This is a genomic window from Arsenophonus nasoniae DSM 15247, from assembly GCF_000429565.1.
In the GTDB taxonomy this organism is placed as follows: Bacteria; Pseudomonadota; Gammaproteobacteria; order Enterobacterales; family Enterobacteriaceae; genus Arsenophonus; species Arsenophonus nasoniae.
This window is the reverse complement of sequence record NZ_AUCC01000220.1, coordinates 1-1,632: the sequence shown is the minus strand read 5'-3', so window position 1 is coordinate 1,632 and position 1,632 is coordinate 1. Positions and strand designations below refer to the sequence as shown.

Genomic DNA, 1,632 nt, shown 5'->3' with positions numbered 1-1,632 from the left:
TTTAACGTCTAAGAATTTCAAAAATAAGTTAACAAAAATTTAACATTAATTATTAAGCAGAATAACGGGTGCGAAAGGTGATTTCCCCCTTTTTTGAGGTGAGAGAAAGATTTTTCAATAAGCGGTAATGATGTTTTTAGAACAATATGAGTTAACTTTGTACAATTTAGTCGATTTTAAATAGATCTCCCCTCACCCCAACAAAGGGACATAGCGCATTCGGGCAATCTCTAAAGCATGATAGACTAATTGAGATATCTTTAATCCTTTGATAAAACGAGAAAATCGCATCCTTCCACCACAAAGAATGCAGCTAAACGGATCAACACCTAAAAACCGCTGACTTAGCAGCGCAAAGGGAACAGACCCTTTTCTTTTGAATTCGGATTGGCCGACGGCGTTTCTAACAACATCCAGAAACTTTCCCACCACCCGATTGGCTAAAAAACCAAAATAACGGAGCATCCGAAAATGTTTTTCGGGGATTTGTTTGATAAGCCGTAAAATTAATTCTTTTTGGGATAAATCTAAATTTTTGTAGTGACCCGTATTATGGTCAAAAAATCGTAACGTAATACGACTTCCGCCATCGTAATGCTCAAGCCTCGCCCCCGAGACAGGCGGTTTCTTCAGGTAACGCCCCAGATACTTTGCTGTCTTTTTGGCATTGGATGTCGGGTCGGCAAAATAGACATGCCAATAATCTTTACCTTCGGCATTTTTCCCTGCATTAAGAATAAACCGCTTCCACTCATCATAATCTCTTATGTGCTGTAAACTTTCAGGTAGGTAAATTTTTCCCCAGACAGAAAGAAGATATTGTCGAACATTCCACATCCAACGTTTTCTCACTTTAGCGAGGTCAAATTGCATCGACTTCCATTTTTCATTCTGATTGATGCCCCCCATTGTCCATGAGAGATGAATATGCGTGTTCCAGTTTAGTTTTCTCCCATAGGTATGTAGCGCACCAAAAATACCCATGGTTAATCCGCGTTTCTTCGCTGCATAAAGTAAATTGTCCGCAGCAAACGGGAACAGTTTCCCTAGTAACCATCGATTCAATTCAAAGAGAGGCCAAAGACTGTGCGGCATCGTAAATGTGCCATGCTGCCATTTGACATTAGGTAAACGTTTAATCGTGGTCTTTATCCAGTTATCCGTCAATTTTTTCCCACAGGATGGGCAACCCCGACCTTTGCAGGTAAAACAGACTAACTTTTGATGATCACAATTCTCGTTTTCACAACAATACTCACGGAAACCCATCATGGGTGTGCCGCAAGCCAACATTTTTGTGACTACTTCTATTTCTATCTCTCTGAGTTGAGTGGTTTCCATAATTTCAGCCCAGGCCTTATTCCGCTCAAAAAGCGATTTTAACGGTCGGGGTTGAAAATCTTTTTTCATAGGAAAGGACATAAATCAGTTTAGCTTTGATGGACGATATTACACTCAAGACACGGACTAAAGCTCCCTCAATCTTTCTGTAAGGCATTTTCAGTTTATAGGCCAAAAAAAGATACTTAAAAATTAAGAGCCAATCAGAATAGATTACCGCGCGTTTTATCACTAGATATCAGCGCACAGTGTTTCAGGTTATCGATTTGCAGCCGTAGGCTGATTCGTTCG

Annotated in this window: 1 protein-coding gene; it reads right to left on the bottom strand. The window is 40.1% G+C overall.

Annotated features, from left to right (window positions below; translation table 11 throughout):
- Nucleotides 1-192: 192 nt before the first annotated feature.
- Nucleotides 193-1,410, bottom strand: coding sequence for an IS91 family transposase (locus G468_RS0117685; RefSeq protein ID WP_026824113.1), 1,218 nt, complete (start codon nucleotides 1,408-1,410; stop codon nucleotides 193-195).
- Between the last annotated feature and the right edge of the window lie 222 nt (nucleotides 1,411-1,632).